General features: G+C 31.7%; 30 protein-coding genes. 16 read left to right on the top strand and 14 right to left on the bottom strand.

Annotated features, from left to right (window positions below; all coding sequences use genetic code 11):
- The first annotated feature begins 133 nt into the window (after nucleotides 1-133).
- Together rpsA and OO775_RS00775 are read left to right on the top strand one after the other, a co-directional pair.
- Nucleotides 134-1,891: a 30S ribosomal protein S1 gene (gene rpsA / locus OO775_RS00780; protein WP_264845095.1), complete on the top strand. Its 1,758-nt coding sequence runs from the start codon at nucleotides 134-136 to the stop codon at nucleotides 1,889-1,891.
- A gap of 127 nt (nucleotides 1,892-2,018) precedes the next feature.
- A complete protein-coding gene (locus tag OO775_RS00775) occupies nucleotides 2,019-2,882 on the top strand; it encodes an alpha/beta hydrolase family protein (protein ID WP_264845094.1) in 864 nt (287 codons plus the stop codon).
- Nucleotides 2,883-3,097: 215 nt separating this feature from the next.
- Here the strand turns inward: OO775_RS00775 and OO775_RS00770 are convergent, their stop codons facing one another.
- From OO775_RS00770 to OO775_RS00755, 4 genes are all read right to left on the bottom strand, one after another.
- Nucleotides 3,098-3,850 carry a Mom family adenine methylcarbamoylation protein gene (locus OO775_RS00770; protein WP_264845093.1) on the bottom strand — a complete coding sequence of 251 codons (753 nt, stop codon included), beginning with the start codon at nucleotides 3,848-3,850 and terminating at the stop codon, nucleotides 3,098-3,100.
- Nucleotides 3,843-4,472, bottom strand: coding sequence for a DNA cytosine methyltransferase (locus OO775_RS00765; protein ID WP_264845092.1), 630 nt, complete (start codon nucleotides 4,470-4,472; stop codon nucleotides 3,843-3,845). The genes OO775_RS00770 and OO775_RS00765 overlap by 8 nt, the downstream gene beginning before the upstream one ends.
- Nucleotides 4,435-4,896: a DNA cytosine methyltransferase gene (locus OO775_RS00760; RefSeq protein ID WP_264845091.1), complete on the bottom strand. Its 462-nt coding sequence runs from the start codon at nucleotides 4,894-4,896 to the stop codon at nucleotides 4,435-4,437. The genes OO775_RS00765 and OO775_RS00760 overlap by 38 nt, the downstream gene beginning before the upstream one ends.
- 91 nt (nucleotides 4,897-4,987) lie before the next feature.
- Nucleotides 4,988-5,170 (bottom strand): hypothetical protein, encoded by a 183-nt coding sequence (locus tag OO775_RS00755; RefSeq protein ID WP_264845090.1) that lies wholly within the window; start codon nucleotides 5,168-5,170, stop codon nucleotides 4,988-4,990.
- 387 nt (nucleotides 5,171-5,557) lie between these two features.
- Between OO775_RS00755 and OO775_RS00750 the strand changes: the two genes are divergently transcribed.
- The 4 genes from OO775_RS00750 (at nucleotide 5,558) to OO775_RS00735 (ending at nucleotide 7,231) form a co-directional block, all read left to right on the top strand.
- The gene (locus tag OO775_RS00750; protein ID WP_264845089.1) at nucleotides 5,558-6,190 is read left to right on the top strand and encodes a hypothetical protein; all 633 of its coding nucleotides are present in this window, start codon (nucleotides 5,558-5,560) and stop codon (nucleotides 6,188-6,190) included.
- A gap of 207 nt (nucleotides 6,191-6,397) precedes the next feature.
- Complete coding sequence (locus OO775_RS00745; RefSeq protein WP_264845088.1) at nucleotides 6,398-6,547, top strand: hypothetical protein; 150 nt, start codon at nucleotides 6,398-6,400, stop codon at nucleotides 6,545-6,547.
- A gap of 80 nt (nucleotides 6,548-6,627) precedes the next feature.
- Entirely contained in the window at nucleotides 6,628-6,915 is a 288-nt protein-coding gene (locus OO775_RS00740; protein WP_264845087.1) for a type II toxin-antitoxin system HicA family toxin, read from the top strand.
- Nucleotides 6,896-7,231, top strand: a complete 336-nt coding sequence (locus tag OO775_RS00735; RefSeq protein WP_264845086.1) for a type II toxin-antitoxin system HicB family antitoxin — start codon at nucleotides 6,896-6,898, stop codon at nucleotides 7,229-7,231. The genes OO775_RS00740 and OO775_RS00735 overlap by 20 nt, the downstream gene beginning before the upstream one ends.
- A 250-nt stretch (nucleotides 7,232-7,481) precedes the next feature.
- Here the strand turns inward: OO775_RS00735 and OO775_RS00730 are convergent, their stop codons facing one another.
- The 3 genes from OO775_RS00730 to OO775_RS00720 all read right to left on the bottom strand — a co-directional run bounded on the left by OO775_RS00730 (nucleotide 7,482) and on the right by OO775_RS00720 (nucleotide 9,086).
- On the bottom strand, nucleotides 7,482-7,811 hold the full coding sequence (locus OO775_RS00730; RefSeq protein WP_264845085.1) for a hypothetical protein: 330 nt from the start codon (nucleotides 7,809-7,811) through the stop codon (nucleotides 7,482-7,484).
- Between the two features lie 5 nt (nucleotides 7,812-7,816).
- Nucleotides 7,817-8,701 carry a hypothetical protein gene (locus OO775_RS00725; RefSeq protein WP_264845084.1) on the bottom strand — a complete coding sequence of 295 codons (885 nt, stop codon included), beginning with the start codon at nucleotides 8,699-8,701 and terminating at the stop codon, nucleotides 7,817-7,819.
- Nucleotides 8,702-8,924: 223 nt separating this feature from the next.
- A complete protein-coding gene (locus OO775_RS00720) occupies nucleotides 8,925-9,086 on the bottom strand; it encodes a hypothetical protein (protein WP_264845083.1) in 162 nt (53 codons plus the stop codon).
- 190 nt (nucleotides 9,087-9,276) lie between these two features.
- Between OO775_RS00720 and OO775_RS00715 the strand changes: the two genes are divergently transcribed.
- Complete coding sequence (locus OO775_RS00715) at nucleotides 9,277-10,473, top strand: heparan-alpha-glucosaminide N-acetyltransferase domain-containing protein (RefSeq protein WP_264845082.1); 1,197 nt, start codon at nucleotides 9,277-9,279, stop codon at nucleotides 10,471-10,473.
- Nucleotides 10,474-10,548: 75 nt separating this feature from the next.
- Here OO775_RS00715 and sucD read toward each other — a convergent pair whose 3' ends face one another.
- Entirely contained in the window at nucleotides 10,549-11,424 is an 876-nt protein-coding gene (gene sucD / locus OO775_RS00710) for a succinate--CoA ligase subunit alpha (protein ID WP_264845081.1), read from the bottom strand.
- A 269-nt stretch (nucleotides 11,425-11,693) separates the two neighbouring features.
- Here sucD and OO775_RS00705 point away from each other — a divergent pair, with 269 nt between their 5' ends.
- The 6 genes from OO775_RS00705 to lptB all read left to right on the top strand — a co-directional run bounded on the left by OO775_RS00705 (nucleotide 11,694) and on the right by lptB (nucleotide 16,322).
- Nucleotides 11,694-12,221, top strand: coding sequence for a hypothetical protein (locus OO775_RS00705; protein WP_264845080.1), 528 nt, complete (start codon nucleotides 11,694-11,696; stop codon nucleotides 12,219-12,221).
- A gap of 186 nt (nucleotides 12,222-12,407) precedes the next feature.
- Nucleotides 12,408-12,965 carry a DUF1599 domain-containing protein gene (locus tag OO775_RS00700; protein WP_264845079.1) on the top strand — a complete coding sequence of 186 codons (558 nt, stop codon included), beginning with the start codon at nucleotides 12,408-12,410 and terminating at the stop codon, nucleotides 12,963-12,965.
- Nucleotides 12,966-12,968: 3 nt separating this feature from the next.
- Nucleotides 12,969-14,066 carry a BT_3928 family protein gene (locus tag OO775_RS00695; RefSeq protein ID WP_264845078.1) on the top strand — a complete coding sequence of 366 codons (1,098 nt, stop codon included), beginning with the start codon at nucleotides 12,969-12,971 and terminating at the stop codon, nucleotides 14,064-14,066.
- Nucleotides 14,067-14,072: 6 nt separating this feature from the next.
- Nucleotides 14,073-14,885 (top strand): twin-arginine translocase subunit TatC, encoded by an 813-nt coding sequence (gene tatC / locus OO775_RS00690; RefSeq protein ID WP_264845077.1) that lies wholly within the window; start codon nucleotides 14,073-14,075, stop codon nucleotides 14,883-14,885.
- Between the two features lie 21 nt (nucleotides 14,886-14,906).
- Nucleotides 14,907-15,566 carry a hypothetical protein gene (locus OO775_RS00685; RefSeq protein ID WP_264845076.1) on the top strand — a complete coding sequence of 220 codons (660 nt, stop codon included), beginning with the start codon at nucleotides 14,907-14,909 and terminating at the stop codon, nucleotides 15,564-15,566.
- An 18-nt stretch (nucleotides 15,567-15,584) separates the two neighbouring features.
- Entirely contained in the window at nucleotides 15,585-16,322 is a 738-nt protein-coding gene (gene lptB / locus OO775_RS00680) for an LPS export ABC transporter ATP-binding protein (protein ID WP_264845075.1), read from the top strand.
- On the opposite strand, the gene OO775_RS00675 is transcribed toward lptB, so the two are convergent.
- From OO775_RS00675 to OO775_RS00650, 6 genes are all read right to left on the bottom strand, one after another.
- Nucleotides 16,319-17,404, bottom strand: a complete 1,086-nt coding sequence (locus tag OO775_RS00675; protein ID WP_264845074.1) for an LptF/LptG family permease — start codon at nucleotides 17,402-17,404, stop codon at nucleotides 16,319-16,321. The two genes, lptB and OO775_RS00675, sit on opposite strands and share 4 nt — an antisense overlap.
- Before the next feature lie 214 nt (nucleotides 17,405-17,618).
- Nucleotides 17,619-19,022 carry an alkaline phosphatase gene (locus OO775_RS00670; protein WP_264845073.1) on the bottom strand — a complete coding sequence of 468 codons (1,404 nt, stop codon included), beginning with the start codon at nucleotides 19,020-19,022 and terminating at the stop codon, nucleotides 17,619-17,621.
- 38 nt (nucleotides 19,023-19,060) lie between these two features.
- A complete protein-coding gene (locus OO775_RS00665) occupies nucleotides 19,061-19,666 on the bottom strand; it encodes a DUF5683 domain-containing protein (RefSeq protein WP_264845072.1) in 606 nt (201 codons plus the stop codon).
- Nucleotides 19,656-20,561, bottom strand: a complete 906-nt coding sequence (locus tag OO775_RS00660; RefSeq protein ID WP_264845071.1) for a ParB/RepB/Spo0J family partition protein — start codon at nucleotides 20,559-20,561, stop codon at nucleotides 19,656-19,658. Before OO775_RS00660 ends, OO775_RS00665 begins: the two co-directional genes overlap by 11 nt.
- Before the next feature lie 4 nt (nucleotides 20,562-20,565).
- A complete protein-coding gene (locus tag OO775_RS00655; protein ID WP_264845070.1) occupies nucleotides 20,566-21,330 on the bottom strand; it encodes a ParA family protein in 765 nt (254 codons plus the stop codon).
- Between the two features lie 55 nt (nucleotides 21,331-21,385).
- The gene (locus tag OO775_RS00650) at nucleotides 21,386-21,694 is read right to left on the bottom strand and encodes a YbaB/EbfC family nucleoid-associated protein (RefSeq protein ID WP_264845069.1); all 309 of its coding nucleotides are present in this window, start codon (nucleotides 21,692-21,694) and stop codon (nucleotides 21,386-21,388) included.
- 226 nt (nucleotides 21,695-21,920) lie between these two features.
- Here OO775_RS00650 and OO775_RS00645 point away from each other — a divergent pair, with 226 nt between their 5' ends.
- The 3 genes from OO775_RS00645 (at nucleotide 21,921) to nhaC (ending at nucleotide 25,871) form a co-directional block, all read left to right on the top strand.
- The gene (locus OO775_RS00645) at nucleotides 21,921-22,865 is read left to right on the top strand and encodes an ABC transporter ATP-binding protein (protein ID WP_264845068.1); all 945 of its coding nucleotides are present in this window, start codon (nucleotides 21,921-21,923) and stop codon (nucleotides 22,863-22,865) included.
- 9 nt (nucleotides 22,866-22,874) lie between these two features.
- A complete protein-coding gene (locus OO775_RS00640; protein WP_264845067.1) occupies nucleotides 22,875-24,167 on the top strand; it encodes an ABC transporter permease in 1,293 nt (430 codons plus the stop codon).
- A gap of 243 nt (nucleotides 24,168-24,410) precedes the next feature.
- Nucleotides 24,411-25,871 carry a Na+/H+ antiporter NhaC gene (gene nhaC / locus OO775_RS00635; RefSeq protein ID WP_264845066.1) on the top strand — a complete coding sequence of 487 codons (1,461 nt, stop codon included), beginning with the start codon at nucleotides 24,411-24,413 and terminating at the stop codon, nucleotides 25,869-25,871.
- Nucleotides 25,872-26,449: the final 578 nt, after the last annotated feature.

Genomic DNA, 26,449 nt, shown 5'->3' with positions numbered 1-26,449 from the left:
GAGCCGTACTTTTGCACCGCCTTTTGAGAGATGAGGTAAGGACAAAAGGCTTTATAGAATATAAAAAAATAACAACTTCTGTGGTTTATCGATATTCTTACCAAACACACAGAATACAAATTTGATCAGCAAAATGGCTGAAATTACAAAAGAACAACAAGAATTCTTAAATGAATTCAATTGGAACAAGTACGAACAAGGAATTGACGAAGTAAAAGAAGACAAACTTAAAGAGTTTGAAGACCTTGTTGATAAAAATTTTATTGAAACCAAAGCCGATGAATTGGTAGAGGGAGTAGTAACACACTTAACTGATCGTGAGGCTATTATTGATATTAATGCCAAATCAGAAGGAGTTATCTCTTTGAACGAATTTCGCTATAATCCGAATCTCAAAGTAGGTGATAAAGTTGAAGTTTTGGTTGATATTCGCGAAGATAAAGCCGGACAACTAATTCTGTCGCATCGTAAAGCACGTGCTATTAAAGCTTGGGATAGAGTGAATGCAGCTCATGATAGTGGAGAGATAGTAAATGGTTTTGTTAAAGCAAGAACTAAAGGAGGTATGATTGTTGATGTCTTCGGAATAGAAGCATTTTTGCCTGGTTCTCAAATTGATGTAAAACCCATTCGTGATTACGACCAATTTGTTAATAAAACAATGGAGTTTAAGATTGTGAAAATCAATCACGAATTCAAAAATGTTGTAGTTTCTCATAAAGCACTTATTGAAGCAGATATAGAAGAGCAGAAAAAAGAAATTATTGGGCAACTTGAAAAAGGTCAAGTACTTGAAGGAGTGGTTAAAAATATTACTTCATATGGCGTATTTATTGACCTTGGAGGTGTTGATGGACTTATTCACATTACAGACCTTTCATGGTCTCGCATCAATCATCCAACAGAAGTGTTAGAATTAGACCAAAAACTAAACGTAGTTATCCTTGATTTTGATGATAATAAATCGCGTATTCAATTAGGTCTTAAACAATTACAAAAACATCCTTGGGAAGCGCTTCCAGCAGATTTGAAGGTAGGAGATAAAGTAAAAGGGAAAGTAGTTGTTATTGCTGATTATGGTGCATTTGTTGAAGTTGCAGATGGTGTAGAAGGTCTTATCCACGTTTCAGAAATGTCGTGGAGTACCCACTTACGATCTGCACAAGATTTTGTTAATATTGGTGATGAGGTAGAAGCAGTTGTTCTTACTTTGGATAAAGATGAACGCAAAATGTCATTGGGTATTAAACAATTAACCCCAGATCCTTGGGCTGGTATTACGGCTAAATATCCTGTGGGTTCAAAGCACATAGGTATTGTTCGTAATTTTACAAACTTTGGTGTATTTGTTGAATTAGAGGAAGGAATAGATGGACTAATTTATATCTCTGACCTTTCTTGGACTAAGAAAATAAAACATCCATCAGAATTTGTAAATGTAGGAGACAAATTGGAAGTTGTCGTTCTTGAATTAGATGTTGAAACACGTAAACTTTCGTTAGGTCATAAACAAATTGAACCCAATCCTTGGGACAAATATGAACAAGAATTTGGAGTAGGAACTATTCACAAAGGTACTATTTCCAAACTTGTTGATAAAGGAGCTACTGTTGAATTTAATAAAGATATCGTAGCCTTTATTCCTACACGTCATTTAGAAACCGAAGATGGTAAGAAGTTAGGAAAAGGGGATACAGCTGATTTCAAAATTATTGAATTCAATAAAGAGTTCAAACGAGTAGTTGGTTCTCATACAGCTATTTTCCGCGAAGAAGAAGAAAAGGTAGCCAAAGAAGCTGCTTCGAATATAGCCAATAACGTAGAGAAATCAACCTTAGGAGATCTAGATATTCTTCAAGAATTGAAAGATAAAATGGAGAAAGGAAAGTAGTTTAGTTTTTTTTCATAATTTTTTGTTTTGGGAGCTGTCTTAGCAATAAGACAGCTTCATTTTTTTGAACGATTTATTTGGAAATCCCCTCTTTCTTTTTATTTAATTTTGATATAATAAAATTATTATGAATAATACATCTAACCCAAAAGTAACTATTGAAATTCCTAAACTATATATAAAAATCGGAAAGTTTTTACAACTTATTTCTAATAAATTGTCTTCAAAATATGCTATCTGGCTTTTTTTTAAACCTCTTAAATTTCCGATGCCAAAGCGAGAATATCCGATGGATAAAAATAGCCAACAATATTTTTTATATATTCCTTCTATAAAAAAAGAAATCAATATATATAAATATGGAAAAGGACAAAAACGAATTTTACTTGTACATGGATGGAGTGGGCGAGGAACACAATTATTCTCTTTGGCAGATTTTTTAGTTTCAAAAGGATATGAAATCATCAGTTTTGATGCACCTTGTCACGGAAAATCTCCAGGAAATAAAACCTATATGAAAGAATTTGTACTAAGTATTCTTGAAATAGGAAAACACTATACTTTTGATGGAATAATAGGGCATTCATTAGGAGCAATGTCTTCAATCAATGCAACACGTTTGGGCTTTAAAACTCCTTGGGTTATTGCTATTAGCGGAGGAGATTTAGTAACAGATATTATTGATGATTTTGTCAAAAAAATGCAGATGAATCAAGAGGTATGGCAGAGTATTCATAATTATTTAGATAAAAAATTGGAAGAGTCAATTAACGAATATTCAATATCTGTAGCTGTTAAAAATATCAAGCAACCTTTATTAATTATTCATGACCAAGATGATATTGATGTCCCTGTAAAATGTGCGTATAACATTCATAAAAATAAACCTGATAGTGAACTTTTCATAACACAAGGCTTAGGACATAGACGTATTTTGGCTGACAAGACAGTCATTGAAATTATTTATAATTTTATCAAAAAACAAGCATAAAATCTGTATTTTATAGTGGTTATAATTTGTAGTAAAAATATAGAAATATCCGAAATCGATAAATCTTACAATGCTGGAATTTTACAGATTATGTATATTCCGCAAAATGAAATGTACCAATTTTCAAAATGAAATGTACATTTTTTGAGGATTTTGTTATCGTATGGCAAATATACAATAAAACTCTAAAACACGGCTTCAAAACTGTGTTTTTTTTATTCAATTTCGTTGATAAACTTAATAAGCCGTTCTTTGATGAGCTTGCGGTCTCGTTGCCATTTAATGGGTGTAATCCCTTTGTTGTAGGCAGGGTAAGATTGCTGTGCTTTGTTATACCTAAACCGCTTGCACAACGGAAAAATGTATCGATAAGTATCTACTTGAAAAACCTCCAAATCACCTAACAAATATGCCAAATTATTACGCAGGTAGATACTTTTGCTATCCATGCGGGTGAAGTTCATTTCGTGGTTGATTTCGCCTGTACGCTTGTTTTTAACGAAAGTTGTTTTATGACCCCCGAAGTACTTAAAATTTGCTGCTTTATATATCGTTCCACAACCTAAACGCCCATCAGCAAAAGACTGAACCGCAACACAATTCAGACAATCCTCTCGTAATAGTTTGAGCGAACGACTGATAAGTATCGTTTCGGCATTTTTACCCAACTCATCGCTTATCCACATACGATTGAGTTCTAACATCATTGCCATAGGATTTGGGTGCGTAAAATAATGTGCCTTGGGGTGCATCATATATCCATAAACTGCTACTCTTAAACACTCATTATCAGCTTCGTAATGTTCTCTAAATATCCCATAATTAAACAAACCAAAACTTGCATTGTTCCACTTGTGGGAGTAATGATTTTCAATAATCATTTGTTTTGCTTTCTCTTTGGAAACTCGCTTTATCACTAAGTTTCCCATTGTATTACTTTGTACGATAAATCGTTTTATTTCATTCATTTATAAAAATATTTTTCCATTGGTTATACACTTCATTTATTAAATTAGCTATCATTACGGGTGGAACGCTCATTCCCAGCACATATTGCACAAACGAATACGTTTTTGTACCAAAATCATAATCTAATGGGAACGATTGACATTTAATCAGTTCCGTGTGGTTCATTTTTCGAGGTTCGCTAAAAAGTGTCATTTTAGAGCCACTCGAAGCTACTATGGTTGAAGGTACTTTATCATCATATACAAACCGAGCATTGAAATTACTATCTCGGTTTTCAATACGTTTTAAAACATCGGAATAGGAACGGTCGCCTTGTTTTCGGTTGTCCCAAATGCGGCGGTCGTGGTCGGTAAAACTTGTCGTATTTTCATTAGTTTTTATCGCTTTGAATGGTATTGGCAAAAGGTCAAAATTCAACACTAAATCCGTTACTTTATGAGCTAAATCCTTGCGAACAGCTACAAAAAACACTCTTTCTCTACGCTGTGGAACTCCCATTTTTGAAGCGTCTAATAGGTAGCGATTTACCTTGTACCCTGCTTTGTCAAATTCGGACAAAATGCGATATAGATAGTCTTTTGCCTTACCAATGGTTAATCCTTTGACATTTTCGGCAATCACGATTTTTAGGTTGTAATTTTTCTGCCAAAGCAATAAAATCAAAGAAAAGTGTATCAAGCACTTGTTTGGCTTGTCCTTCACAGAATTGCTTTTCTTTACCCCAGTCTTGTTCTCGTTTGCCTGCAACGCTGAACGAGCTACACGGTGGAGAACCGTCCAAAATATCCAAATGATAGAGTTCTTCAGGGTATTCGTCCCATTTCACAAAATCTTGTATAGCTTCCACAAATTGATACTTTGGTTGATGATTTTTGATGTATAAATTTGCCATTCGAGGGTCTATTTCATTAAAGCCAATCACGTCAAAACCAACCAATTTATACCCCATTGTCGAGCCTCCACCACAGGCAAAACAACTAAAAACCTTACCTTTTTCTTTGGTAAAATTTGTTTCTGATAATTTCCAAGTATAGTTATATTTCATAATTCTAATTTTTTTGTAATTTTGCAACTCTGACCACTTATAACAAATATATGGACATCAAAAAGATTTATTCAAAAATCATACTCTCATACTATTCTTGGAAAGGAATATAAAAAAAGTTACGAACCTTTAAAAACAGATTATTCTCCCAAAGAATTAGGTGTTTTTCTAACAGAAGTAGAATATAATAAATACAAGCACTTATGGCAAGGAAAGTAATGTATTGTATATTGTCTATTTTTATAGCTTGGTTATCGGCTATTTTACTACACAATTTAGGAGTTGATTTTTATAAAAAAAACTATCTTTTTAAAAGAGACTTGTCGTGGGGCATATTAATTCATTTTATATTCAATTATTTATACCCTATAAGTTTAATTTTCACTACGATTTTGTTTTCGTGGAAAAAGAAAGTTGCAATCATACCTTGTATAGTATTAATTTTATATATTGGGATTGAGGGTTGGGGATATAGACCTCTCCGTACGGTCCTTATATTAGTTTCAATAAGCTTAGGATATTTTTTACTATTTTTAATTTTAAGAAAGAAAAACTTATACTCACCATCAAAGAAGAATGGCACGGAGAGAAAGGAAATGAAGTAGGGGAATATGAATATGTTGAAATACAAGAAGATACTTTAGTTAGGGGAATAGAATGTTTGATAGAATTAAATGAAAATGATTCTTTAGATCAATTTACTAAAAATTTAGTGATGAGACAACTTCCTAAAATAGGAGTTAATTTATCTGCTAATTTTGATATTGATGAAGTAGAAATCAATGATACAGAATTAATCCATCAAGGGGTATTTTTAAATAATTCTATTTTAAATAGTTCTAAATATTTATCCATAGTAGAAAATCAATATATTGAAAATAAACGTTTTTCACCAGAAGATTTAAAAAAGTATATATTTATTTTTATCAGTCCTATTGATGATAGTATAAAACAAAAAGCTGCCTATGTAATTCGTGAAGATATTTATCTATTTTCAGCTATGATTTTTAGTTTTTCTATAGAGGCTGTTTTTCATGAAATAGCACATGAATTAGGTTTAAAACATACTTTTGTAGATGATGATAAGACTCTAAGTATAAATAATGAAAATTTAGCCAATTTAAAAGAACATAATAATAAACTTATTAGAAAGGTAGAAGACTGGGAAAAGATATATTTAAAAAATGAATCTTTTAACTATGAAAACAAAAAAATTAATAAAAAGGAATTTAGGCATATCATTGATGAAAAAAAAGAAGAGATAAAAAAAAAATTGTATGTCCGTTTAGTGTAATAAATGATTTTTTCTGAGATAATTTATTGAAAATATAAAATATAAACACTTGGTTATCAATTGTATATTTTTATTTTTGACTTATAAAATTTAGCTACTAACTCTTTTATTAGTGATAACGGAGATACATAATCTTTTGAAAAAGAAATTAAAAAACAAAGAATAACACCTATTATTACGCCATTTGATATAGATGACGATACAGAAATGATACGTACTTTAATGGAAGCGAACGGCAACAAGCCTTTAATGTCTCAACGAGAGAGTATGCAACGCTTTGGAATAACGAATCCCGAAGATCAAATACAACAGCTTCAACAAGAAGATACAAAAGACCTAAATGTAAGTTTTTTGTAAATATTGAAAAATTTTTATCAAAAAACTTGCACAATTAAAAAAGTTGTTACATATTTGCAACTGAAATTTAGTTACAACCAATGAGCAGAAAAGAAAAACTATTACAACGAATAAAAGATTTACCAAAAGACTTTACTTTTGATGAATTAGAAACGCTTTTATCTCATTTGGGATTTGTAAAAAGTAATAAAGGGAAAACATCAGGCTCACGAGTTAAATTTTATCACGCTGAAAAGAAAATACAATATTTAGCCCACAAACCGCACCCTGCTAATATTATCAAAGAAAAAGCACTTAAAGATATTGTTAATTATCTAACAGAAAATGAATTTTTAAACCAACAAGAAAATGGAAACACTCAAACATAAAGGATTTATTGGGAGCATCGAAATAGAACATCAAGATAATACATTATATGGTAAGGTTCTGGGACTGAATAAAGGCACTTTAATCACTTACGAAGGAACTACCATAGGGGAATTAAAAGAAGATTTTATCAATGCAGTGGAAGACTATATCGAACATTGTAAAGAAAATAATTTGCCTCTGCATAAATCATACAGCGGAAGTTTTAATGTACGACTTACTCCTGAGCTACACGCCAAAGTAGTAGAAAAAGCTACTAATATAGGCGTATCTCTCAATGCTTTTGTTAGAGAAACCTTGCAAAAAGCAGTATTATAACTCTAAAAAGGGTATTTATGTTAAATCATCTTTTACAGATGTTTTTTTGAAAATCAATTACTTACAAAATATTTTATTTTTTTGCAAAACATTTGATAAATTAAAAATAATTCGTATCTTTGCCCTGGCTTGAATTAACAAGCTAAACAACTCGTAAGAGGGGTTTAGGGTGAAGCCCACCGAGCGTAATAGCGGTACTTTTATCCCGAAGCTCACTAAAAAGGCTGTTGTGAAAACAGCCTTTTTGGTTTTATAAAAATCCTTTTACCAATGCCTTATATTTACCTTCTTGAATTTCTTTTCTTGATATTTCTAAAACTTTATTATACTTATTGATCAAAATAAAATCTTTTGGTTTTACTTTTTTGCGTTCAATTTGCTCTATAATCTTTCTAAAAGTTCCTGAATTTCCTTTATCCATTTTTAGCACAATGCAATCCGATTGTTTAAACCCTTTAATAAGTTCTTCGGCAATAGTGTTATAGTTATCTGTTGATGAATATTTAAAATCAGCAATAACATATCTGTTTCTAAACATAGTAATAACATCAGCACTTGAAATATTATCATATTCGGACAAAAAAGCTACATTTTTTTATTTTTGCTTAAAGCCTTTGCCATTTGCAAGGTGTTTTGCCAACTATCTTTTTTAACTCCTTTGTGCTTATCAAACAAAACAACTTTATTATTTTCTGTTTCAAAAAGTATTTTAGCTTCGGGTGCATTTACTATTTCAGCTAATAGTTTTTGCTTTTTCTTATTGTTGTTTAGTTCGTTCAATTTGTTTATAATAATAGGAGAAAACGGCTCAAAAGCAATGTAAGTATTCTTTTCTGGTATATCTAAAATACTTTTTATTTTATTTTCCACGCCAAACGGCAAAAAACCTTTATTATTCTCCCACCAATCGGGTTGTGTTTTCCAGTTTTTTATACGTTCTTTGTTTTCAATAGTCCATTTTTTAAAATTTTCAGGAACATCTGAAACATAATTTTTGCTACTTTCAGCAGGTAATTCTAAATCATTTTTCAGTTCTGCAATCAGTTCCGATTGGCTTTTTAAAATGGGTTTTAACTGGCATTTACATTGAATGTGCCAGCCTGCAAACTGAAAATTTTTAGGGTATTTTCCTTTAAGTTCATCGCATACATCATATACCTTGTGCTGTTTTGACAACACTATTTCGTATCCTACAATATCAGGATTTTGTTGTATTCGTAATAGGTCAGCAGTTTTGTAAGCAACATTTATCTCGTTGGAAGCCAGTCGTACCGCATTTTTGTAAGAACTTCGATAAATGCCTCTTCCTGTATGAAGTTCTTGGACTTCTTTACTTAAAACCAAATTTCCGTGTTTATCTTTTACTCTCCTAAAAAGTATATCAGGATTTTTAAGCAAATGACGAATTTCACGGCTCAACTCGCTTGCACTTTTACCTTCTGAAAGAGCCACTTCGAGAGCCATTTCCATTTCTTTTTTGGTTGATTTTGTGATATTCCAAACTCGTTCTGAAATTGTAAAATTCTGTATTTTTCGTTTTTTAAAAAACAGCTAAGGCTTCGAGGTTGCGAGGGTTATTGTTTCTAAACGAATTAAAATCATTCTTTTTATTTGCAAAAATCCATTCGTTATCAATACTTTTTTTTATTTGATTATCTAAATCCTTGTAAAAAATGGAAAGACTTTTGTTTGCTTATTTTTTAATTTTTGAATATTTATCAAAAGCAAAGAAGAAATCTTTTATTTGCACCCGAAGAGCTAAAAGAGTTAAGGTATCAATCAAATCGTAAAACAAACGTTCTATTCCGTTCAGATATAAATTTAGATGCTTTTTATGTTCATTATCGAAATCCATTTATTTTTTTACAAAAATAAAACGAATAAACGTGGCTTTTTTATTAGTTAAAAACTATGTCAATTTTTTGCTAACTTTTTAATTTGCTACAAGTAGAAGAATAAATGCTTGTCATAGAATTTACGTATTTTTTTTGAAAAAAGATAGGTTAGATAAAAAATTTATGTACCTTTGCCCAAACTTTTATGAAATGAAAACAAATGTCTTCCGTTTAACTTTTATTGATGTCATTAGAGCTTTTGCTATTTGTATGATGTTACAAGGGCATTTTATTGATGGATTATTAGGAAACGAATATCGAGATACATCTAATATATTTTTTTCTGTATGGTTGTATTTCAGAGGAATAACAGCACCTGTATTCTTTACTGTATCAGGATTTATTTTTATGTATTTGCTCGCTAAAGAACGAGATCCCTACAAAACAGGTTGGGGACATGTACGTGTTCGTAAAGGTATAAAACGAGGTATAACTCTTATTATTGTAGCTTATTTGCTTAGAACAAATCTTAATAATTTGTTATTTTCAGACTATATTGATATGAATGTAAGAATGGTTGATGTCTTACATTGTATAGGATTTTCTTTATTATTTCTTATAACTATTTATTTGTTTTCATATCAAAAGAAAAAATGGCTTATGCCTACTATTTTACTTGCTACGACACTAATTCTTTTTATTTTTGCTCCTGTTTATAATGAATTGAATTATAGTTATTTACCTATTTTTTTAGCTAATTATTTTACTCAAGCTAATGGTTCTGTTTTTACTATTTTCCCATGGTTTGGGTATGCTTCTTTTGGAGCATTTGTGGGAGTTTTATTCAATTTATTCAAAGATAAAAAGCATATTTATACGTATAGTGTTGGTATCTTGGTTGTCTTAGGAGGGCTTCTTATTTATGGAACGAGTCCTTTGTTTGCTACTATTTACCAAAATACAGAATTACAATTGGCAAAGTTACTTTCAGCTGAAAATTATCTATTTCAACGATTAGGAAATGTACTTTGGGTTTTTACATTTTTTATCTTATTGAGAAATGTAATTACTTCTAAACGAATACAAACGATAGGACAGAATACACTTTCTATTTATATAATTCATTACATTATTTTGTATGGAAGTTTTACAGGAATAGGTCTTTATCGATTTTTTAACCATCAATTAACCCCTATAGAAGCTATAATAGGAGCTCTAATTTTTGTTATAACTACATTAGTATTATCATTTTTATATAATAAGAAAAAACCTTTTATTGATGAAGTTTTGGATATTATTCAGACTAAGGCGAAAATATTATTTATCGAAATATATCATATTTTTGGATTGATAGTACATAAGGTTAGAAATTTTATTTCTATACTTTTTAATAAGGTAAATAATTAATTTTCACTACATTATAGTAAATTAGGCTATTCAGAATTCTGAATAGCCTAAAAATTTTAAATGATAAAATAAAAACTATTTAGAAATAATTTCTTTAACTTTTTCACCTATTTTAGCAGGAGAATCAACTACGTGGATTCCACATTCTCTCATAATACGTTTTTTAGCTTCGGCGGTATCATCAGTACCACCTACAATGGCGCCAGCGTGTCCCATAGTACGTCCTTTGGGGGCAGTTTCTCCTGCAATAAAACCTACAACAGGTTTTTTGTTTCCATTAGCTTTTATCCAGTGAGCTGCATCAGATTCGAGTTGCCCACCTATCTCACCAATCATAACAATAATTTCTGTTTCGGAATCATTCATAAAAAGTTCTATAGCTTCTTTGGTTGTAGTCCCGATAATAGGGTCTCCACCAATTCCTATTGCAGTAGAAATTCCTAATCCTTGTCTGACAACTTGGTCAGCAGCTTCGTAGGTAAGAGTCCCTGATTTGGATACAATGCCTACTTTTCCTTTTTTGAAAACAAATCCAGGCATAATTCCTACTTTGGCTTCTTCTGGAGTAATAACTCCAGGGCAATTAGGACCTATAAGTCGACAATTTTTGTCTTTGACATAAGCGGCAGCTTTGACCATATCAGCAACAGGAATTCCTTCTGTAATGGTAATAATAACTTTAATACCTGCTTCAGCAGCTTCCATTATTGCATCAGCAGCAAAAGCTGGAGGTACGAAGATGATAGAAACATCAGCCCCTGTTTTTGTAACGGCTTCTTTAACTGAATTAAACACTGGTTTCCCTAAGTGTTCTTGCCCTCCTTTGTTAGGAGTAACTCCTCCAACAATGTTAGTACCGTAAGCAATCATCTGCTCAGCGTGGAAAGTTCCTTCACTACCTGTAAATCCTTGTACGAGGATTTTAGAATTTTTATTTACTAATACGCTCATCTTGTTTGATTTTGAATTGAACAAAGATATAAAATATTTTTCAATAAATTATATTTTCTTTCAAAAATCGTTTAAATATTATATAATGATAATTTTATAATGTTAAATTTATATATAATTAAGATTTTATTTTAAAAAATGAGTACCTTTGTATTTTAAATTGAAAAACACAAATGAGATATTTTTTTAACACATTATTTTTTTTAATAATAACAATAGGGCATAGTCAAAAATTACCCAATCGAATTATTTTTTTAGGAGAATATTCTATGAATGAAAAGTGGGTAAAAGTATGGAAGAATAATTCAATTCAATTTGTTGAAAATCACAATTATAAACCCAAAAAACAAATTTATCCATCTCTGTATAAAGAAAGTTATATTTCAACCAAAAAAACAGATATATTTCCAATTCAAGAATATATTTTCAGCCTACCTATTGATGATTTTTTTCCATTTCTTACACAAAATAAATTGTATTTAGTAGGAGGGGGGTATCGACCTGTTTGGAGTTTTTCTCTCAATGGAAAAGAGTTAAATTTTACTAATAGCGAAGGGAAGACACTACATACGCAGATTAAAATTGTAAAACGGAATGATGTGGGACTAGTTTTTTCTTTTCATTCGTTAGATAAATCCATTCACGGAATAGTTGAGATGTTTATGACTCAAAACATAGACGAATGTTGCAGTTTTGACTTAGAACTTAATAAAAAATTTCAAATTTTTCTTACTATAAAAAATGAATTATACATAGGTTGTGCTTCAATAGATAGAAAATACTCTTATATTTTTTAATTATTTTGATTACCAAAGAGAATTATAGAAGTAATTTTTTTGAATTTTTCAATAAAAGTTATTTGAAATCATAAAATATAATACATTGATTATTAGTATTATATGAAAAAAAAATTTTTTTTCTGTCATTTTTTTTTGAACATTTAATTTTTTGAACGAAATTTACACCAAATTTTTCAATATTCAATGCAAAAAACTATCAAGCAATACGATGCTATAATTGCTCAATGTGAACGTTTATTTACTAATAAAATGAAAGATTATGGGAGTGCTTGGCGAGTACTTAGATTGCCTTCACTTACAGACCAAATTTTTATAAAAACTCAACGAATTCGCTCATTACAAGAGAATGAAACACAAAAAATTGAAGAAGATGAAGTGTCAGAATTTATTGGCATTATTAACTATTCGATTATAGCGCTTATTCAAATAGAAAAAGGTATTGCTTCACAACCTGATTTGAATTTAGAGCAAGCTCTTACCCTATACAAAGAGAAAGTAGAAGCCACGAAAAACTTGATGCTCAATAAAAATCATGACTATGCAGAGGCGTGGCGCGAAATGCGTATTACATCTTTAACAGATTTGATATTACAAAAATTATTGAGAATCAAGCAAATAGAAGATAATAAAGGAAAAACTTTGGTTAGTGAAGGAATTGATGCCAATTATCAAGATATGATAAATTATGCTGTTTTTGCTCTTATCTTATTACAGGAACAAAATGCTCAATCAGAAAAATAAATTATGAAATATTTAGTACGGGTTATTCGATTTTTTGTTGGTATTATATTCATTATCAGTGGGTTTGTAAAACTTATAGACCCAATGGGTTTTTCTTTCAAATTGCAAGATTATTTTGCTCCTGATGTTTTGAATATACCCTTTTTTATGCCTTTTTCATACGCTATAGCTCTTTTTATGGTAACTTTTGAAATCGTATTGGGAGTAATGCTTTTGTTGGGATATCAACGAAAGATAACGATATATTTGTTACTTTTACTAACTGTATTTTTTGGTTTTTTAACATTTTATTCAGCGTATTATAATAAAGTTACAGATTGTGGTTGTTTTGGAGATGCTGTAAAATTTACTCCTTGGCAATCTTTTACTAAGGATATGTTTTTACTTGTATTAGTATTGTTTCTTCTTTTTGGACAGAAATTCATTAAGCCAATTTTTAATAATCGGATTTCGATAATTATCACGATATTTTCTATTCTTTTTTGTGGTATTTTTGCTTATTACACCAACAAGCATTTGCCAATAATTGATTTTCGTCCTTATAAAATAGGAAATAATATACAACAGGGAATGATAATTCCTGATAATGCACCCAAAGCTGTTTTTAATTATTATTGGAAATTCAAAATAGGAGATAAGGAAAAAATTATAACCACACAAGGAGCTTATCCAGATGTTGATGGAGAGTTTGTAGATGTTGTTACCGAGTTAATTTCAAAAGGATATCAGCCTCCTATTCACGATTTTACTATTGAGAAAAATGGAGAAGATTATACCAAAGAAATGCTTGATGAATCCAAATTGATGATGATTATTTCGTATGATTTGGATAAAGCCAATTTGGAAGGATTTAAATGTATTAAAACGTTGACAGATAGGGCTTTACGAAAAGGCTATAAAGTAATTGGTATGACTGCTTCAATGTCTAAAACTGCTGAAATAATTAAAGAATATGAACTGAATTTCGATTTTTATTTTACAGATCAAACTACACTCAAAACAATAATTCGCTCCAATCCTGCTGTTATGATAGTTGAAAAAGGAACTATTGTGCAAAAAGCCAATTATCGAGATGCTGATAAAATAGATTTAAAACCTTAAAAATAGATGGAAAAAAATGATGAAATGTCTTTTTTAGACCACTTAGAGGTTTTACGTTGGCACTTAATACGTTCAACGATGGCAGTAATTTTTATAGGTCTATTTGCTTTTATATTCAAAAGCTATATATTTGATTATGTGATATTTGCACCCAAAAAAGGAGATTTTCCTACATATCAGTTTTTCTGTAATATAGGAAAAATATTTGACATAGAGTCTGATTTTTGTAAAGAAACTCTACCTTTTAAGATTCAAAACAGAACGATGGCAGGACAATTTTCAGCATCTATTTGGACAGCTATTTGGGCAGGGATTATCGTTGGTTTTCCTTATTTAATATATGAATTATGGCGATTTATTAGCCCTGGATTGTATAAACATGAGCGAAAAATGGCGAGTCGATTTATCATAATTACTTCTTTTTTGTTCTTTGTAGGAGTAATTTTCGGATATTATATTATTACACCTTTGTCAATAAATTTTTTGGCTAATTATTCTATTAGTCAAGAGGTTGTAAATCAGATAGATATAGATTCGTATATTTCAATCGTTCGTTCGTCTGTTATCTCGTGCGGATTTATATTTGAACTTCCTATTATAATATATTTTTTGACAAAAATGGGATTTATTACTCCTCAATTTCTTAGAAAATATCGAAAACATGCTCTTATTTTAGTGCTAATTTTCTCCGCAATTATTACCCCTCCCGATGTAGTAAGTCAAATTATTGTAGCCATACCTATATTTATTTTGTACGAAGTAAGTATTTATATTTGTAGTTGGGCTCTCAAACATAAAAAAACAACAAAAATCATATAGAATTCAATATTTTATTTAATAATGGACATAAAAAATTTAATCAATCAACTACCTGATAGACAGGTTCTTAAAAAAAATTGTAAAGCACTTGCTGTTTTAGACTGGATTATTTGTGGACAAGAATTTGAAATATACCACCGATTTTTCAAAAGTAATCAAGAAGAATATGAAGGAGAAGAAGCTCAAATTGGTTTTGACTTTGAAGATGAAGAAGGAACATCGTTACACATATATTTTACCGATAAGAGTTGTTTGATTGTGCCAAGTGAAAGTAATTTATCACAAGGTGTTGATAATAAGGCTTTTGAAAAACGTATTCCAAAAGAATTTCACGCATTTTATAAGAAAAATTATGAAAATCAAGATATTCCTTTTGTCGTTTATTCAGTAAATAATGAACCTTGGAAATATGAAGAAAATTTTGAAATAGAGGGAACGGAAGAAGAATATCATAATTTTAATCACTTACAAGCCGATGCAGACTTTTATCATGATTGGGCAATGAATTTTTTTGGAGATGAAACATTTCTGAAGAAAGATGCTGATTTACAAAGCATTACAAATATTTTTGAAGGAAAAACGCTTACAGAAAATATTGTTCTTTCGATAGTTGAAAAAGTAGCAGATTGGACAGATTTAGAAAAAGCACTCAATGAATTACCATATCGCTTTGATTTTTAACCTAATAAATATCATAAAGTGAAAAAATTACGAGCAGAAAATATTGTAAAAACTTACAAAGGAAGAACTGTTGTTAAAGGAGTTTCTTTAGAAGTTAATCAAGGAGAAATCATAGGACTTTTAGGTCCTAATGGAGCAGGTAAAACTACTTCGTTTTATATGATAGTGGGGCTTATAAAACCTAATGCAGGACAAATTTATCTCGATAATACACAAATAACAACATTTCCAATGTATAAACGTGCACAATATGGTATCGGATATTTGGCACAAGAGCCTTCAGTATTTCGTAAATTGAGTATTGAAGAAAATATTTTGAGTGTATTGCAATTGACTAAACTCACTAAAAAAGAGCAACTTATGAAAATGAATTCACTTATTGAAGAGTTTAATTTGGGGCATATTCGAAAGAATCGAGGTGATTTGTTATCCGGAGGAGAAAGACGTCGAACTGAAATTGCAAGAGCTCTTGCTACGAGTCCTGATTTTATTCTTCTTGATGAACCTTTTGCTGGAGTTGACCCTATTGCCGTTGAAGATATTCAAAATATTGTTTTTCAACTTAAAAATAAAAATATTGGAATTCTGATAACTGATCATCGTGTAGAAGTTACTTTGCCAGCTACAGATAGAACCTATTTGATGTATGAAGGAGGTATTCTTAAAGCGGGTGTTCCTGAAGAATTGGCTTCTGACCCAGTAGTTCGTGAAGTGTACTTGGGTAAAGATTTTGAATTAAAGAAAAAGAAATTTTAGCGCCTTGCTTGGCGAATTAAAATTATAGCTAAAATCAGGAAAATAAAATTTGGAATAACTACGGCCATAAGAGGTGATAATCCTGATTTTTCAGAAAGAATACCAAAAATTCGGTCAAAAAATACGTACGAAAAGCCCACTAAAACACCAAAAGCCAAATTTATTCCCATTCCTCCGCGACGTTTTACAGATGATACAGCCACTCCAATGAAAGTCAGAATGAAAGCTGTTGCCATAAAACTCCATCGTTTGTACCGAACCATCTCATATAATCGAATATTGGGAGAACCTTTTAAACGTTCTCGCTCAATAAATTTATTCAATTCAAAAAAATTCTTTGTCTCAGCGGCATATTCTACCGGAAGTAAATCGTCTGTTTTGAATTGAAAAAGAGTATCTTTGCTCATTTCTTTGATAAGAATATCTTCTCGCTCACCAATAATTCGTTTTACATAATTTGTTAATCGATATGTTTGGGAACTATCATTCTTAATCCATTCAATCTGTTCAGCGTTTATTTTTTGTTTGAGTGTAATTCCTTCAAAATATTCTAATGAAAAATTTTTACCAATATTTGTTTTAGAATTGAATTCACTTACGTAAATAATCTCATTATCAGATACTTGGTTGTACAAATTATTTCCTTTAGATCCAGCATTTTCCTCACTGCTCAGATATTTATCATAGAATTCGTTGTATATTTTACTGGAATAAGGAACTATGAACATACTCATCAGAAAACCAAGTCCAGCCAAAAAAGCAGCTCCGTATATGTACGGACGCAAAAATCGATTATACGAAATACCTGAACTAAGCATAGCTACAATTTCGGTTTGATTTGCCAACTTTGAAGTAAACCAAATAACTGATAAAAATAAAAATATCGGAAAAAGAATATTAGAAAAATGTACGATAAAATTCAGATAATAAATGAGAATTTCGTCTAATGGAACATTACGGCTTGACATTTTTCCAAATTTTTCGGCCAAATCAACCATTATTCCGATAGGAATAAACAGCAACATCATAACAAAAAATGTAGCCAAATAGCGTTTTAATATATACCAATCAAGAATTTTCATATATTTTGTAAATATCTCATAATTACAGATTTAATTTGTGTAAAGAAAGATTTTATAGCCAAAAATAAAGTGCAAAGATATAAAAAACTTTTGTTTTATATTTAATTTCTTCAAAATATAAAAAAACCGATGCACTCAGTCAAACGTCGTATTTATTATAATAATATGAAAAGCCCTTATAAAGGGCTTTATATTATCACATTTTTCTAATTTTTCAAGCTAACATATTTACACCAGCTGCTTTTAGTAAAAAGTTGTGCATTTCGTAGTTGTTGATAAAAGGAGATAGTTTTTCACTTCCAGGTCCAAACATTGCAAGTTCTACATAGTCAGAAGAATGGTCCATACTTATCCATCCAACTGAGGTATGTTCTTTTTGTATTTCGGCTAAGAGTCTATAAGGTAAATGTTTGTAATTGTATAATCCATCTTCTTTGACAGCTCCTGAGTAGTAAGACTGAATCTCTTGGGATTGTTGGTTAGTAAGTTTCAAATTACCAAGATTTTCAGCTACAAATTCTTTAATAAAAGAAGTAGAGCTATCAGGCAGAATATTTTGTAAAACCCAATCATTAGTATGTTTGAAATTTTGCAAATTATCAAAATTTTGATTACAATTTTTTCCGTAAATTAAACCTGGATTAGCATTGCCATGATCTGTGGTAATAACCACAAGTGTATTTTTGTCTTTTTTAGCAAAATCAATAGCAACCCCTACAGCTTCATCAAAAGCTAATTGGTCAAATAATAAGGCACCTATGTCATTGGCGTGGGCTGCCCAATCTACTTTTCCTCCTTCTACTTGGAGAACGAAACCATTTTTATGGTCTTTCATTTGTTCAATGGCTTTGGCTGTCATTTCAGCTAACGTAGGCTTATTATGCAAATTGGTATCAGTTTTAAAATCAAGAGAATATGGTAAGCCTTCCTCATCAAAAACTCCCAAAAGAGGTTTATTTTTAGGAGCATTTTGCATTTCAGTTTTGTTACGAACTACTGAAAACCCATTATTTACAAAATCTTTGTATAAATCTTTTTTATCTTTTCGATGATTTTGATCAAAATAGGTATTACCCCCACCCATCATTACATCAAATCGTAATTGTAAATATTTTTCAGCGATTTCCGATTGAGCATTTCGGGCATTACTATTCACACAAAAACCTGCTGGAGTAGCGTGTGTAATCATAACAGTAGTTACACAGCCTACTTTTTTTCCTGCCTTTTTAAATTTTTGAAGAATAGGAGTATATTCTTCACCATTGGCTCCTACATTTAATCGCCCATTAGGAATACGATGCCCTCCACCCCACGAGGAACTTGCTGCTGCTGAATCTGTTACAATAGAACTGAGAGACTGCATATCCATATAAGCTTTGGTAACTAAGTTTTGCTGGTATAAATTTATCCAATTAGAAGGTTTTCCCAAAATACGTTTGGAATATAAATCAGCCATTACGAGTGTACCAGCACTCATTCCATCGCTAACCATGTAAATGATGTTTTTGGTTGATTTTCCTTTGAATTCTTCAAGGATTTCAGCCTGGGCAAAAGATGGTACAAGAATCGAACCGAAACCAGCCATTGCCGAATTGCGTAAAAACTGTCTTCTTTTCATTTGGTAATTAATTTATATTAGATGTAGTTTTCGAAAAATTAAAACTTAAAATTCAAACTTAATCCATAACGAGGTTCTTTGTGTAAATCATTAAAATCCATAAAAGGTTCTATGGTTAAATTTTCATCAACGTTGAATTGTTTAAGATGAGCATCTACATTAGCTTCAATAATATTTAAAGCATACAATCCAATTGTTACCAAAAGAGAAATTTCTTTGTTTCGTTGATAAAATTTTTGAGCTCTACGCAATCCTTCATCACTCAGACGAGGATTTTCATAAAATTCATCATCAGTAAAACCATCTAAACGTCTTTTATAGGCAGTACGATATCTTTCATATTGCTTATCATTTCGCTGATAGAAATAAATTCCCGTTCCGATAGCTCCCCAAACAATAGGTACTTTCCAATAACTTTTGTTGTAAATTTGCCCTAAACCTGGGAAAATGGCCGAATAAAAAGCAGCTTTTGAAGGAGAAAGCGGATCAGTATTCCACGTTATTTTCCTAATTTCTTTGGTTTCAACAATCATATTACGAACTTTCATTGTATCAATTGGAGTACTTTGTAAGCTATCTTGCTGAGCAATCAATTGCCAGCTAACCCCCCAAAAAAATACTATGAATATTATATTATGATTCACTTTTTAATAATTTTTGAATACGTTTGAAATCTGCTTCCGATTTAAAGGGAATTTCCAATTTTCCTTTTCCATTTTTACTTATTTTGATAGTTACATCGGCATTAAAAAAATGTCGGAAATGTTCTACACTTTCTTTTACAAAATTAGGAATATCTATTTTTTTAGGCAAAACAATAGTTTTTTCTTTCGGATTTTTAAGCGCTTGTACAAGTGCTTCTGTATCACGAACAGACAGATTTTGAGCAATAATTTTGTTGTAAATATCAATTTGTTGTTCAGTATCTTCAATATTGATGATGGCTCTTCCGTGTCCCATACTGATAAACCCGTCTCGGATACCTGTCTGTATGATAGGGTCTAACTTTAACAATCGTAAGTAATTAGTTATAGTGGAGCGTTTTTTACCAACACGCTCACTCATTTGTTCTTGTGTGAGATTTATTTCGTCAATCATTCGCTGATATGAAAGAGCCACTTCAATAGGGTCTAAGTCTTGTCGTTGAATATTTTCAACCAAAGCCATCATTAGAGATTCCTCGTCATTGGCGATACGGATATAGGCTGGAATCGTTTCTAATCCGAGTATTTTTGATGCTCGAAAACGTCTTTCTCCCGAAACAAGCTGATACTTATTAAAATCCATTTTCCGAACTGTAATAGGCTGAATCACACCCAACTCACGAATAGATGTTGCTAATTCTTGTAGTGCTTCTTCATTAAAAACAGTTCGTGGTTGATTCGGATTTACTTCAATAGACTCTAAATCCAATTCTACAATATGCCCTACAACTTTATCTGCATTTTTATCAGTAATTGTTTTAATATCATTTTCAGGGTCTTTGAGTAAAGCCGAAAGTCCTCTCCCTAATCGCTGTCCTTTGTCTATTTTTGCCATTCTACTAACTATTCTTTTTTATAATTTCGTGTGCCAAATTGATGTAATTGGTAGCTCCTTTGCTTGTTGCGTCATAATTGATGATAGTTTCTCCAAAACTTGGAGCTTCACTCAAACGAATATTTCTCTGTACGATAGTTTCAAAAACCATCTCACTAAAATGTTTTTGTACTTCTTCTACTACCTGATTAGAAAGTCTCAAACGCGAGTCGTACATTGTCAAAAGCAGACCTTCTATGTCCAAATTTGGATTGTGAATTTTCTGTACGCTTTTAATCGTGTTGAGTAATTTTCCTAAACCTTCCAACGCAAAATATTCGCACTGAATAGGAATAATAACAGAATTGGCGGCTGTTAGCGCATTCAAAGTTAGCAATCCGAGAGATGGCGCACAATCGATAATTATATAATCGTATTTGTCTTTGATAGAAGCTAAGGCTTGTTTAAGCATATATTCTCTGCGTGGTTTATCGACCAGTTCGATTTCGATAGCAACCAAATCAATGTGAGCTGGAATTAAATCTAAGTTGGGTGAATTGGTTTTAATGATGGCTTCTTCCACAGCGATGGAATGTTCTAAAAGCTCATAAGTTCCTTGCGTAACTTGTTCGATATCAATTCCTAATCCTGATGAAGCATTTGCCTGAGGGTCAGCATCTATCAGGAGTACTTTTTTTTCTAAAACTCCCAAGGAAGCCGATAAATTGATAGAAGTGGTTGTTTTTCCCACGCCTCCTTTCTGATTTGCAACAGCAATTATTTTTCCCATAATCTTTTACTAAATTTGTTTATTTTAATATAGAATTAAAAATCTGAAAATGTATCTAAAATAAGCCAGGAATAGATGGCATTCCTGCTTTGGCTGCGGCCGCAAGTTCTTGCTCGCTTATTTGCGCTGCTTTTTCGAGGGCTTTGTTCAGTGTAAGTATTAGATAATCTTCTAATTGTTCTTTATCTTGGAGTAATTCTTGTGCAATTTCGATTGATTTTACTTCTCGATTGGCAGTAACAGATACTTTAATTGCGCCATTGACCGCATTTTCGTCAATATAAATGGTGTCTAATCGGGTTTTGGTTTCTTCAATTTTTTTCTGGGCTTCTTGTAGTTTTCCCATCATTCCCATCAAATCCATAGTGTAATCTTTTCGGGCAAAAGTATGAAAAAAAGATGATATGATAGCTATTTATTTCAATAAAGTTTTGAACAAATATATTTATTCGGATTTCTTGAAACGATTTTTAGGAGCTATAAAATTAAATTATATCGAAAAAAAATAATTCAGAATGGATATTTTTTGTATGATAATCTTGTGATTGAAGAAAAAAGTAGTATTTTTGCCTTTTTAAAAAAAGAAAGAAATGAATAACCTTTTGGTTGCTGAAAATATTACGAAAACTTACGGAAATCAGGTGGCATTGACCGATATTTCGCTTTCTATTGAGAAGGGGAGTATTTTCGGATTGTTAGGACCTAATGGAGCGGGCAAAACGACCTTTATTCGGATACTAAATCAGATACTATACCCCGATGGTGGGCGTATTTGGTTTGATAATGAGCCACTGAACTCGGAGCATATTGGTCGGATTGGCTATTTGCCCGAAGAACGCGGGTTGTATAAGAGTATGAAAGTTGGGGAGCAGGTCTTATATTTGGCGCAGCTCAAAGGTCTTAGCAAATCGCAGGCAAAACAAAAGCTCGACTTCTGGTTTGAACGCTTAGAGATTTCCCACTGGAAGAATAAGAAGATACAAGAACTCTCTAAGGGTATGGCACAGAAGGTTCAGTTTGTAGTAACAGTATTACACGAGCCAAAATTGCTGATTTTCGATGAAATATTCAGTGGACTTGACCCCATCAATGCGGAAGTAATCAAAGAACAAGTATTATATCTGAGAGAACAAGGGGCGACCATTATTTTTTCGACCCATCGAATGGAGTCTGTCGAGGAAATGTGCGACCATATTGCCTTAATTGACCAATCACGGAAGATTTTGGACGGAAAACTTGTCGATATTAAGCGACAATTCAAAACCCATACGTACGAGGTAGGCATTCTTTGCGAAAATCCACAGGGAGTACGTCAAGAACTTGCTGAAAAATTCCAAATATCCGAAGCCGATTTCAAATCAATTCGCAATGAAACCAAGTTACTCATACATCAGATAGAAGATAAATCTCCCAATGCATTGTTACATTATTTGGCAGGAAAGGGGGAGATAACGCACTTCACGGAAGTAATTCCTACGGCAAATGATATTTTTATTCAGGCTGTGAAACAAAGTAAATACCCAACAAATTTATAATTTTGACCAATGAAACAACTTTGGCTAATCGTTCAACGAGAATATTTGACCAAAATCCGCAATCGCTCGTTTATTGTGATGACTTTCGTAAGTCCGCTGGCTATTATTGCCCTTTCGGTGCTTATCGGATACCTTACCAGCTTGAATAATGATACGAAGCGCACCATTACTATTCTTGACAACAGCGGATTGTTTGTCGAAACGTTTAAAAATACGCCTTCATACCATTATAATTATATAACGGGGAAAGAAATAGAGCCTACTCGCAAAGAGGCGCTAAGCTCGGGAGTGTACGGGCTTTTGTACATTCCGAAAACGACCGATTCGTTGGGTCAAACTATTGAATTTTTCTCGGAAGATTCTCCAAGTCCGTCCCTGATAAACGGACTTACCCAAGCTTTGGAACAAACTATTTTCTACAGAGAATTACAAAAAGAGAATATTTCCCTTGATTATATCAAAAAAGCCAAGCCCAAGGTTGATATTCAGCTACAAACCTACTCAGGAGAGCGAACTTCTAAGATTTCGAGCCTTATTAAGTATATTTTTGGGGCAGCCGCTGGGTATTTGCTTATGATGTTTATTATAATTTATGGCAATATGATAATGCGGAGCGTTATTGAGGAGAAAACAAATCGTATTATCGAGATAATTATCTCTTCGGTGAAACCTTTTCGCCTTATGCTCGGAAAGATTTTCGGTACTACGTTAGTTGGAATAACCCAAGTACTGATGTGGCTCATTATCGGAGGAATACTAATGACTATCTTGACAAGTATTTTCGGGGTTAGTCCTTCTTCGCCAGTGCAAGTACCCAATTTAGAAACCGAAACAACACGCATGGTAAGCGAGATATTGTTGGAGTTCTTCAAATTTCCGATTATAAAACTTATCGTCGCCTTTTTTCTGTACTTTATAGGAGGTTTTTTGCTATACAGCTCGTTGTATGCTGCTATCGGGGCGGCAGTTGATAACGAAACCGATACGCAACAATTCATTTTTCCGGTATTACTTCCCTTGATGCTAGCGATTTATGTCGGATTTTTTACCTCAATGGAAGACCCACACGGGGCAGTATCGGTTATTTTTTCATACATTCCCTTTACCTCGCCTATTACGATGCCAATGCGTGTCCCGTATGGTGTTTCTTGGGGAGAGATGCTACTTTCGATAGCTATTTTGTATGCAACTTTCTTTCTGACTATATGGTTTGCTTCTAAAATATATCGAATTGGGATATTGATGTACGGAAAGAAACCAAGTTATAAAGACCTTTACAAATGGCTCAAAAGTAATTACTAATTATATGTTTCTTTTATAAGAAAATATCTGGTTTTTAAAAATTTAAAATTTTCTTGTTTTTAATATTGGTCTTTTTGTCTGTAAAATAGTTTTATTCTAAGGCAGAAAGACCTTTTTTTTTAAGAAAATAGCTAAGAAAACTTCCGAAAGGAAATATAACATGTCTAATTATTTTGTTACAAATATAACATTTGATTACAAAAGATAAAATTTATTTATACATTTGCCAATATTTAGTAGAAAATGAAAGAAAAAATACAGACAAATAGAAAAAAGATAACGTTATTCCAAGCATTATTACCTATTATATTCCTTATAGGACTATTGGGGTACAATGTTTTCTTTGTTTATGGCGACCAAGCGCTAAGTGGTTCTAACCAATTTATACTTTTGCTCGGGGCTGCCCTTGCAGTAGTTATAGGTTGGTTTAATAACGTACCGATTAAGGAAATTACACACGAAATATACGATAATATCAAGTCGACCAGTGGTGCTATACTTATTTTATTGCTCGTTGGCGCACTTTCTGGCACTTGGTTGCTTAGTGGTATTATTCCTTCGATGATTTATTACGGATTACAAATTCTAAATCCGTCAATTTTCTTGGTGGCTTGCGTTATTATTTGTGCTATGGTGTCAATTGCCATAGGAAGTAGCTGGACAACATCGGCAACAATCGGAATTGCTTTGGTGGGAATAGGTCAAACACTCCAAATACACGAAGGACTTATTGGGGGTGCAATTATTTCGGGTGCATATTTCGGAGATAAACTCTCACCAATGAGTGATACGACCAATTTAGCCTCTGCCGTTTCGGGAACTGATGTTTTTACGCATATTCGTTATATGCTCTACACGACACTTCCTAGTATTATTATTACAATCGTGTTATTTTCGATTATTGGCTTTACAATTTCTTCGCAAGGTGTATCAGATACTTCAGCGATTGAGCTTTCTATAAAAGAACGTTTCAATGTTACTCCGTGGGTTTTTGTTGCTCCGTTTATAATTTTGCTAATGATTTACAAAAAGGCAGAACCTTTGGTTGCGCTTTTCTGCGGAGTGCTGTTAGGAGTTATTTTTGCACTTATTTTTCAGCAAAATCTTTTGTTAGAACTAACAAGTAAAACCTATTTGGACTTCAAATCGTTGTATAAACTAATAATTGACACCATAACGACCTCTACACAAATACCTACTGATAACCCAACACTCAATGAGCTTTTCTCCTCGTCGGGTATGCAGGGAATGTTATCTACTATTTGGTTAATTATCTGTGCAATGGCATTCGGAGGTGTAATGGAGGCTATCGGGGCTTTGGAGCGAATTACTTCTTTTTTACTTAATTTGTTCTCATCTATGTTTGGACTTTTTGCAAGTACCACCGTTAGCTGTATTATGCTGAATATGACTACTTCTGACCAATATTTGTCTTTGGTTATTCCGGGTAAGATGTTTTCAAAAGCCTATAAAAGCAAAGGACTTGCTCCCGAAAACCTAAGTAGAACCTTAGAAGACTCAGGTACAGTAACCTCAGTACTTGTTCCTTGGAATACTTGTGCCGCTTACAATAGTGGAGTGCTTGGTATTCCTACATTGAGCTACCTTCCGTATGCGTTTTTTAATATAATAAGCCCGTTTATGACTCTTATATTTGTGGCATTCAAAATAAAAATAAGACAGCTTAAAGACGAAAATAAATAAGTTATTTTGGGCAAAAAATAGTATCAATACATTTATTTTTATTTATTTGTGAGGGCGAAATATTTTTCGCCCTTAAATATTTTATATTATTTTTGATAAAAATATAGTTTATTCTTTTGTTTTTAAGTGTTTTTTATTTATAAAAAATATAAATACAAAGGTTTTTAATTGATTTTTATTTTAAAAAAGTCTAAATGCAAAGAGTTTTAATTATTTTTATTTTTTAAATTATATAAAATCTTTGGTTTTTGATTAAAATTAGTATTTAAAAATGGTAAATTCTTAAGTTTTTGTAAATCGGGATAACCCCGAATATAAAAAACATAAGTTTTTATGCTTTATAAAAACCCCGATATGTGAAAACTTATATTTTTATATAAAAATAAAATAAAAAATTACTCAATCATTTAATATTTTAATTATTTAATCATTTAATCATTTAATAAATAAAAAAATAAATAAAAAAAATGGAAAAAAATTTGTAGAATAAAAAAAAATGTTTTATTTTTGTACCCAAAATAAGATAGAAAAGATAAATTTAAATAAAAATAAAATGAAATTGTATATCCGTAATCACT

It is taken from the genome of Capnocytophaga catalasegens (genome assembly GCF_026005215.1).
Lineage (GTDB): Bacteria > Bacteroidota > Bacteroidia > Flavobacteriales > Flavobacteriaceae > Capnocytophaga > Capnocytophaga catalasegens.
Note: the sequence above shows the minus strand (reverse complement) of the source record. Positions and strands in the feature narration are given on the sequence as shown.

Bases quoted from the DNA above. Each gene is read 5' to 3' on its own strand.
- rpsA (WP_264845095.1), top strand. From the start codon at position 134: ATGGCTGAAATTACAAAAGAACAACAAGAATTCTTAAATGAATTCAAT.
- OO775_RS00775 (WP_264845094.1), top strand. From the start codon at position 2,019: ATGAATAATACATCTAACCCAAAAGTAACTATTGAAATTCCTAAACTA.
- OO775_RS00770 (WP_264845093.1), bottom strand. From the start codon at position 3,850: ATGAATGAAATAAAACGATTTATCGTACAAAGTAATACAATGGGAAAC.
- OO775_RS00760 (WP_264845091.1), bottom strand. From the start codon at position 4,896: ATGAAATATAACTATACTTGGAAATTATCAGAAACAAATTTTACCAAA.
- OO775_RS00745 (WP_264845088.1), top strand. From the start codon at position 6,398: ATGATACGTACTTTAATGGAAGCGAACGGCAACAAGCCTTTAATGTCT.
- OO775_RS00740 (WP_264845087.1), top strand. From the start codon at position 6,628: ATGAGCAGAAAAGAAAAACTATTACAACGAATAAAAGATTTACCAAAA.
- OO775_RS00735 (WP_264845086.1), top strand. From the start codon at position 6,896: ATGGAAACACTCAAACATAAAGGATTTATTGGGAGCATCGAAATAGAA.
- OO775_RS00725 (WP_264845084.1), bottom strand. From the start codon at position 8,701: ATGGAAATGGCTCTCGAAGTGGCTCTTTCAGAAGGTAAAAGTGCAAGC.
- OO775_RS00720 (WP_264845083.1), bottom strand. From the start codon at position 9,086: ATGGATTTCGATAATGAACATAAAAAGCATCTAAATTTATATCTGAAC.
- OO775_RS00715 (WP_264845082.1), top strand. From the start codon at position 9,277: ATGAAAACAAATGTCTTCCGTTTAACTTTTATTGATGTCATTAGAGCT.
- sucD (WP_264845081.1), bottom strand. From the start codon at position 11,424: ATGAGCGTATTAGTAAATAAAAATTCTAAAATCCTCGTACAAGGATTT.
- OO775_RS00705 (WP_264845080.1), top strand. From the start codon at position 11,694: ATGAATGAAAAGTGGGTAAAAGTATGGAAGAATAATTCAATTCAATTT.
- OO775_RS00700 (WP_264845079.1), top strand. From the start codon at position 12,408: ATGCAAAAAACTATCAAGCAATACGATGCTATAATTGCTCAATGTGAA.
- OO775_RS00695 (WP_264845078.1), top strand. From the start codon at position 12,969: ATGAAATATTTAGTACGGGTTATTCGATTTTTTGTTGGTATTATATTC.
- tatC (WP_264845077.1), top strand. From the start codon at position 14,073: ATGGAAAAAAATGATGAAATGTCTTTTTTAGACCACTTAGAGGTTTTA.
- OO775_RS00685 (WP_264845076.1), top strand. From the start codon at position 14,907: ATGGACATAAAAAATTTAATCAATCAACTACCTGATAGACAGGTTCTT.
- OO775_RS00675 (WP_264845074.1), bottom strand. From the start codon at position 17,404: ATGAAAATTCTTGATTGGTATATATTAAAACGCTATTTGGCTACATTT.
- OO775_RS00670 (WP_264845073.1), bottom strand. From the start codon at position 19,022: ATGAAAAGAAGACAGTTTTTACGCAATTCGGCAATGGCTGGTTTCGGT.
- OO775_RS00660 (WP_264845071.1), bottom strand. From the start codon at position 20,561: ATGGCAAAAATAGACAAAGGACAGCGATTAGGGAGAGGACTTTCGGCT.
- OO775_RS00655 (WP_264845070.1), bottom strand. From the start codon at position 21,330: ATGGGAAAAATAATTGCTGTTGCAAATCAGAAAGGAGGCGTGGGAAAA.
- OO775_RS00650 (WP_264845069.1), bottom strand. From the start codon at position 21,694: ATGGATTTGATGGGAATGATGGGAAAACTACAAGAAGCCCAGAAAAAA.
- OO775_RS00645 (WP_264845068.1), top strand. From the start codon at position 21,921: ATGAATAACCTTTTGGTTGCTGAAAATATTACGAAAACTTACGGAAAT.
- OO775_RS00640 (WP_264845067.1), top strand. From the start codon at position 22,875: ATGAAACAACTTTGGCTAATCGTTCAACGAGAATATTTGACCAAAATC.
- nhaC (WP_264845066.1), top strand. From the start codon at position 24,411: ATGAAAGAAAAAATACAGACAAATAGAAAAAAGATAACGTTATTCCAA.